The organism is Halorubrum tibetense (assembly GCF_042661865.1).
Classification (GTDB): Archaea; Halobacteriota; Halobacteria; order Halobacteriales; family Haloferacaceae; genus Halorubrum; species Halorubrum tibetense.
On sequence record NZ_JBHSWW010000142.1, the window covers coordinates 1 to 6,157 of the forward strand.

Sequence of the window (6,157 nt, forward strand, 5' to 3'; positions counted from 1 at the left end):
TCTCGCGTGCGACGCTCCGAACGGTCGCCGGCTGGTTCGACGGGATCGCGGACGCGACGGAAGCCCGGCGTCGGCTCCGGCCGAACCTAGTGATCGCCGACGCGCCGGCGTTCTGGGAGGACCGGCTGTTCGCCGACCACGGCGAGGGGGTCCGGTTCACGGTCGGCGACGTCGACGTCGTCGGCGTCAACCCGTGTCAGCGCTGTGTCGTCCCCTCGCGGCATCCGGACACGGGCGAGACGCTCGACGGCTTCCGGGAGACGTTCGTCTCAAACCGGCGGGACACCATGCCCGAGTGGACCGGGAGCGACCGGTTCGACCACGACTTCCGGCTGATGGTCAACACCGTCGTCCCCGAGCGTTCGTGGGGGTCGACGGTCGGCGTCGGCGACGGGATCGGGATCGACGGGACGGTCGGGCTCGACGATGCTGGCGTCGAGGTGTCTGACGCGTAACACTCCTGTCGTGGTGTCGGGCGCGTAGCGCTCGCGTCGACGGATCGATCGACCCGTATCCGACACGGCACGTAGTATATACGGGGCTCACGGGGCGGCATGTCCGACTGGTTGTGACGACCGAACGACTGAACGACCGGACCGGGAATATCAGCGGATCGCGGACGGAGTATATAACTGGTCTTTCAGGACGAGTTATATGTTGGCCGCTCAGAGGCGTATATAAGTAGGCCAGTCAGAACAGTATATAACAGACGAGCCGACTCAGCGGCCGCCGTCGGTCAGCGCGACCCGCTCGTCGCTTTCGGCGTCGGCGTCGGTCGCCGCCGCGTCCGCCGGGTGTGTGGTTCCGTCCCCGAGCGGTGCGTCCTCGCCGGTGAAGTGCGTCCAGAGCGTGACCCCGGCGACCGCGTACGCGACGAGGTCGTAGTGGGCGTTCCCGCCGAACCCAGTGAACGCGGCGAGCGTGCTGTAACCGAACACCGCACAGACCGCCGCGACGAAGCCGAGTTCGGGCGTGAGTCGCCCCTCCGCGGCCGCACCGATCGCCTCGCGGATCTGCGGCCCGCAGGCGACGAGGAACGCCACGCCGGAGAGCGCCGCCAGGTTCACGAAGAAGTGTGTCGCCACCGACGATTCGAGGATCGACTGGAGGTACGCCACCGTCACCGGGTCGTAGAAGAGCCACTCGACGCGCGTCGGGTAGAGGACGCCGATGTACGGCGTCGCGACCATCAGTCCGAACAGCACCGCGACGGCGACGCGGGCAGACGCGAACTGCGATGCGCGCCGGCTGGCGAACGCCGAGTCGCCCGGGGCGACGACGAGTCCGTACGACTCCAGCGACTCCCGGAGCGTCTCGCGGGAGACCGACGGGTCGTGGTGGACGCCGACCGTCCCGTTGCGCTGTGTCGCCGAGGCGGCGCTGACGCCGTCGTGGTCGGCCAACACCGATTCGAGCAGCGACTCCTCGCGTTTCGTCTCCAATCCGTCCACCTCGAAGGTGTCGTTGACGTGCGACTCCGGCACGCGCGCCACTCGCGGGCCGGCGTCGGGATCCGGGTCGTCGATACCCCGCCGGTCGACCGCGGTCTCAAGCGCCCGTCGAGCGCCGCGGTAGTCGTCGCCTCGCATGAAGGATACCTACGGTTCCACGAGCATGAAGCTTCGCCCGATCGGGTCGTCGAAGCCGGGCGAACGACGGAGCGCCCAAGCTGGGCGAACATGGGGCGTCGAAGCTAGCGCTTCCCGAGGCAGGGTCCCCGCCTCACTTCGCGTAGTAGCTGGTGAAGAACCCGGAGAGGAACGCCGTGATACCGACGGCGGCCAGCAGCTCCGATCGGTCCCAGGCGTCGCGGCCGGTGTCGGAGAAGACCGCGGTGACGACGAGGCTGATCACGACCGAGATGACACCGTTTGCGACGTGCGTGGTGAGTCCACTCATATGACGAGGTACGGACGCGGCCGGCATATCGTTTCGGGGATCTCCGATCGCTCAGGCGTTGACCGATTCGAGATAGCGGGTGACGACCATCTTGCCCTTGCGCGTCAGCGCGGCACCCGTGTCGCCGTCGACGACGAGCCCCGACTCCCGGAGCGAATCGAGTATCATCGACGTTCGGGTCGCGTCGCCGGTGACGACATCGGCGACGCTGGCCTCGCCGCCGGCGGAGTAGATGGAGACGAGCACCTCCAGCTCGTCCTCCGTCGGATCGAGCGTCTCGACCTCCTCGCGGACCTCGGCGTACTCCAGCCTGATGTACCGCCCGAGCACGTTCAACGCCCGGGCGTCGGGGACCGTCACGATCGAGGTGACGGTTCGCGTGTCAGGCACGTGTCTGAAGACGAGCGCCGGGTGTCGTGACCCGCCGATCGTCCGTTCGGTCCGCTCGTAATCGATGACCGTCGTGAGATCGACGGCGAACGGCTCGGGACACCCGACGAACTCGATCCGTTCGGGCGACGGCGAGAGACGCGCCTTGTGGTCCGACGCGCCCGTCACGCGACCGCCCACCTTCGCCGGGTGGCGAACCGTCACCGTCACGTCGCGCAACAGCGCCTTGAACAACACTCGGGTGAACCGCTCCATGTCGTCAGGCTCGCCCTCGACGAGCGCCGTCCGCCGCGTCCCGTCCCCGTCGTAGGCAACGGTCACGCTGTCGCTGAAAAACGAACGTAGGTCGCCGGGGACGGTTCCGACGACGACGTCGAAGACGCGCGCGAGCGGGACCGTCGTCCGCGACTGGCCGGTCGCCAACACGAGTCGCCGCTGGCTCAACAGCACGCGACCGCGAACCGGTTCGTCGGCGTCGACGTCGGGGGTGTACAGCCGGCCGACGAAATCGGCCACCACGGACTCCTCCATCGGAGGACGATACGGCGAGTCTGACCTTTAGGGTTCCGTGCGACCTATCAGCCGTGATAACGGTTCCATCGCGACGAACGGACCGCGAAAACGGGTATCGAGACGGTTCTCGCGGGGCGATGGATTCATATACTCTTCGCGTGGCGAGCGGGTGAACAGCAAAGCCTAATGAGGAGGGGGTCGAACCGTCACGTGATGCCCACTGTAGAATACCTTAACTACGAAGTGCTCGACGACCACGGCTGGTCGATGGACGACGATAACCTCTTCGAGGAGGCGGCAGACGCCGACCTCGGCGAAGAGGACTACGGTAGTCTCGAAGTCAACCAGGGCGAGTACATCCTCGAAGCGGCCGAGGCACAGGGCTACGACTGGCCCTTCTCGTGTCGCGCCGGTGCGTGTGCGAACTGTGCGTCCATCGTCAAGGAGGGCGAGATCGAGATGGACATGCAGCAGATCCTCTCGGACGAGGAAGTCGAGGAAAAGAACGTCCGCCTGACCTGTATCGGCAGCCCGGCTGCCGACGAGGTCAAGATCGTCTACAACGCGAAGCACCTCGACTACCTCCAGAACCGCGTCATCTGAAGCGCCGAGTCCCCGATTCGGGACGCGTCGTCGACGCGGTCGATTCCCAGATTTTCGCCGCTCCGCTCCGTGTCGGAGTGGCAACGCCGTGAGTCCGGGGAGCGCGCCGTCCGTGAGGGCCGCTCCGGGCGGAGCGCGGCCGATCTGACACCAGCCGACGGATCCCGCGCCGTTTATGTCTCGGGCGGGAGAGTCGGTCGATCACGTGCGAGACACGCTACGTGGAGGACTGGAGCTCACCCGACCGGCCAACTGTATCGCTGCCGGCGTGCTCACGGCGATCGGCGCGTTCGTGGCCGGGATCGGGGACGCCGGTGATGCGACGACTATCGCCGTCGTGACGACCGTGTTAGCTGTCGCCGCCGGCAACGCGATCAACGACTACTTCGACCGCGAGATCGACGCGATCAATCGGCCTGATCGGGCGATCCCGCGCGGGGCGGTGTCACCACGCGGGGCGCTCGCGTTCTCCGCGGTCCTCTTCGCGGCCGCGGTGGTGCTCGCCGTCCAGCTCCCGCCCACCGCCATCGCTATCGCCGCCATCAACCTCGTCGCGCTCGTCACCTACACGACCGTGTTCAAGGGGACGCCCGGGCTCGGCAACGCGCTCGTCGCCTACCTCGTCGGGTCGACGTTCCTGTTCGGTGGCGCGGCCGTCGGCGACCTCAGGACGCCGGTCGTACTGGCCGCTCTCGCCGGGGTGTCGACGTTCACCCGCGAAGTGATAAAGGACGTCGAGGATATGGCCGGCGACCGCGAGGAGGGACTCCGGACGCTCCCGATCGCGATCGGTGAGCGCGAGGCGCTGTGGCTCGCCACCGGCGTGCTCGCCGTCGCCGTCGCGGCCAGTCCGATCCCATACCTCCTCGGGACGTTCGGCATCGCGTACCTCCTCGTCGTCGTCGTCGCCGACGCGGTGATGGCGTACGCCTGTTACGAGTCGTTCTCGGACCCGACGGCGGCACAACGCCGCTTCAAGTACGGGACGTTCCTCGCGGCGGCGGCGTTCGTCGTCGGGCGCGTCGCGGTGTCGATCTGACGGACCGACGGGTGCCGGGACGTGGTGGGTCCGGACGGACCTGATGCTCGACGGTGAACTTCGGTGGAGAGAACGCTGCTCGACGGCGGCGGTCAGGTGACGGTCACGCGACGTTGAATCCCTTGTCGCGGAGGAAATCCTCCACGCGACCCGAGTGGTTCCCCTGTAGCTCGATGGCGCCGTCCTCGACGGTTCCGCCACAGGCGAACTTCGATTTCAGGTCCGAGGACAGCGAATCCATGTCCACGTCCTTCGGGTCGAACCCTTCGATGACCGTTACCTCCTTTCCGTACCTGCGCTCGTCGATGCGGATGCTGATCTGCTGGGACTCCTTCGCGACGTCTTCACAGACGCAGAGTTCCTGGGGCAGTCCGCACGTCGAGCAGACTTCCGACATTACAGTTCGGAGATACAGTATGCCCGTATTAAATAGTGTCGGGAGGTGACGGCCGTGACACACGGTCCGGCGGCTCGGATCCGGTCACAGTCGTTCGAATAGACGGCCGACGAGCGGCGTCGACTCCAACGCCAGCTGCCGGACGGTCCGTTGCGCCTCGTCAGCCGACTCGCGGGGGATCGACCCCGCGTACATCGCGCGTTCGTACGTCTCGCCGACCGCGTGGACGCGTTCGTCGACTCCCCGATCGCGAAGCGCGTCGAGGTACGCACGCGGCGTTTCACCGGGTCGTCGCTCACGGTACGTCCGGGAGAGCAGGCGCTCGAGGTCGGCGAACGCGCGCTCGGCGTCCCGCTCCGGTGTCCCGCCACGAGCCGGCAACCGGAGTCGAGCGGCGTGATACGCCCGCCCGGTCAGGCCGACGTGGCGTGCGCCGGCCGCCGCGACGACGACGACGAACAGCCAGTAGCCGAGCACGTCCCGTGAAGGGAGCGAGAATCCCTCGTCGGCGTCGGCGGTCCCCCCGGTCGCCGCACCGGGCGTCAACACGTCTTGGTCGGGACCGAGAGTGCCGGGGTCCGACGCTTGGACGTCCCGTATCTCGGACGTCGCGTTCGTTTCGTTGGCCGTCGCGTTCGTCTCGTTCCGCTCGTCTTCCACGTCGTCCCGCGCGTCGTCGGGGTCGGTCTCGGGCTGCCCGTCGGTCGCCGTCGCGGGGTCGGACGCGTCCGTGTCGACGTCTCCCTCGCCCGCGCTACGGGCGTCCGCGAGCCGAGTCTCGCGCGCCTGGTCGCGCTCCGCGCTCGGCGTCGGGTCGAACTCGACCCAGCCGTGGTCGGGGAAGTACACCTTCACCCACGCGTGCGCGTCCTGGCCCCTGACGACGTACTCGTTCTCGCCCACCTGCTCGCCGCTGGAGTATCCGGTAGCGAACTGGGCCGGAATGCCCTGTGAGCGCAACATCGCGACCATCGTGGTCGCGAAGTACGTGCAGTAGCCGGCATCCATCTCGAACAGGAACCCGTCGGCGATGTCGCCATCCGGGCGCTCGACGGCCAGCGAGTAGTCGTACTCGGCGATCAGGTAGCGCTCTATCGCGACCGCGGCGTCGTACGGGTTGTCGGCGTCCGCCTCGTCGATGATCGCCGCGGTTCGCTCGCCGACCCGGTCCGGCGTGCTCCCCGGGAGCTGGGTGTAGCGGTCCTCGATCTCAGGGTCGTACGCCGTGCTGGCGTTCCGGAGCTCGGCGGGTGACGCGTCGAGCACCTGGCTCTCGACGCCGACGCGGTCCCCCGGGAGCAGCGCGGCCGACGGCC

Annotated in this window: 8 protein-coding genes; 3 read left to right on the forward strand and 5 right to left on the reverse strand. The window is 67.7% G+C overall.

The window, feature by feature from the left end:
• Positions 1-455 (forward strand): MOSC domain-containing protein (locus tag ACFQEU_RS09960; RefSeq protein WP_379781697.1); only part of this gene is annotated, 455 nt, incomplete at its 5' end.
• Positions 456-719: 264 nt separating this feature from the next.
• Here ACFQEU_RS09960 and ACFQEU_RS09965 read toward each other — a convergent pair.
• The 3 genes from ACFQEU_RS09965 to ACFQEU_RS09975 form a co-directional block, all read right to left on the reverse strand.
• Positions 720-1,589 carry a hypothetical protein gene (locus ACFQEU_RS09965; protein ID WP_379781699.1) on the reverse strand — a complete coding sequence of 290 codons (870 nt, stop codon included), beginning with the start codon at positions 1,587-1,589 and terminating at the stop codon, positions 720-722.
• 133 nt (positions 1,590-1,722) lie between these two features.
• On the reverse strand, positions 1,723-1,899 hold the full coding sequence (locus ACFQEU_RS09970; protein ID WP_379781701.1) for a hypothetical protein: 177 nt from the start codon (positions 1,897-1,899) through the stop codon (positions 1,723-1,725).
• 51 nt (positions 1,900-1,950) lie between these two features.
• Entirely contained in the window at positions 1,951-2,820 is an 870-nt protein-coding gene (locus ACFQEU_RS09975; RefSeq protein ID WP_379781703.1) for a CheF family chemotaxis protein, read from the reverse strand.
• 195 nt (positions 2,821-3,015) lie between these two features.
• Here ACFQEU_RS09975 and fer point away from each other — a divergent pair, with 195 nt between their 5' ends.
• A complete protein-coding gene (gene fer, locus ACFQEU_RS09980) occupies positions 3,016-3,405 on the forward strand; it encodes a ferredoxin Fer (RefSeq protein WP_379781705.1) in 390 nt (129 codons plus the stop codon).
• 205 nt (positions 3,406-3,610) lie between these two features.
• Positions 3,611-4,444, forward strand: a complete 834-nt coding sequence (locus ACFQEU_RS09985; RefSeq protein WP_379781707.1) for a geranylgeranylglycerol-phosphate geranylgeranyltransferase — start codon at positions 3,611-3,613, stop codon at positions 4,442-4,444.
• A 103-nt stretch (positions 4,445-4,547) separates the two neighbouring features.
• Here ACFQEU_RS09985 and yciH read toward each other — a convergent pair whose 3' ends face one another.
• Together yciH and ACFQEU_RS09995 are read right to left on the reverse strand one after the other, a co-directional pair.
• Entirely contained in the window at positions 4,548-4,841 is a 294-nt protein-coding gene (gene yciH / locus ACFQEU_RS09990) for a stress response translation initiation inhibitor YciH (protein WP_379781709.1), read from the reverse strand.
• Between the two features lie 84 nt (positions 4,842-4,925).
• On the reverse strand, positions 4,926-6,157 hold a 1,232-nt coding region (locus ACFQEU_RS09995; protein ID WP_379781711.1), incomplete at its 5' end, for a DUF4129 domain-containing transglutaminase family protein.

Bases quoted from the DNA above. Each gene is read 5' to 3' on its own strand.
- ACFQEU_RS09965 (WP_379781699.1), bottom strand. From the start codon at position 1,589: ATGCGAGGCGACGACTACCGCGGCGCTCGACGGGCGCTTGAGACCGCG.
- ACFQEU_RS09970 (WP_379781701.1), bottom strand. From the start codon at position 1,899: ATGAGTGGACTCACCACGCACGTCGCAAACGGTGTCATCTCGGTCGTG.
- ACFQEU_RS09975 (WP_379781703.1), bottom strand. From the start codon at position 2,820: ATGGAGGAGTCCGTGGTGGCCGATTTCGTCGGCCGGCTGTACACCCCC.
- fer (WP_379781705.1), top strand. From the start codon at position 3,016: ATGCCCACTGTAGAATACCTTAACTACGAAGTGCTCGACGACCACGGC.
- yciH (WP_379781709.1), bottom strand. From the start codon at position 4,841: ATGTCGGAAGTCTGCTCGACGTGCGGACTGCCCCAGGAACTCTGCGTC.